This is a genomic window from Staphylococcus pasteuri, assembly GCF_030547725.1.
Classification (GTDB): Bacteria; Bacillota; Bacilli; order Staphylococcales; family Staphylococcaceae; genus Staphylococcus; species Staphylococcus pasteuri.
Map to the genome: position 1 here is coordinate 1 of NZ_JAUOQO010000529.1, position 258 is coordinate 258.

The 258-nt window shown below is 34.9% G+C and carries 1 protein-coding gene; it reads left to right on the top strand.

Going from position 1 to position 258, the window contains the following annotated elements; genetic code table 11:
- Positions 1-71: 71 nt before the first annotated feature.
- A partial coding sequence (locus Q4528_RS14615; protein ID WP_303522380.1) for a hypothetical protein occupies positions 72-258 on the top strand: 187 nt, incomplete at its 3' end.

Consider the following 258-nt stretch of genomic DNA (forward strand, 5'->3'; position numbering starts at 1 on the left):
TTATGGTTCAGTGGTAAATGCATAACAAGGCGATCAACTGAACTTGGCGTTAGGCTGCAAAGAGGAAAGTGATGAAAAAAATTATAATATTTTTTGTGTTAGGTCTTTCGAGCTTTTTTGTAACAGGCGAAGAAGAAATGAATAGAAATAGTTCTGAGATTATTAATTTTCTAAAACAGGACTCTATAGGTGGTTACGATGTTAGGGGGCTATTATCTAATAATGAAAGCCGACCGAATAAAATACTCGGTGTAAGTG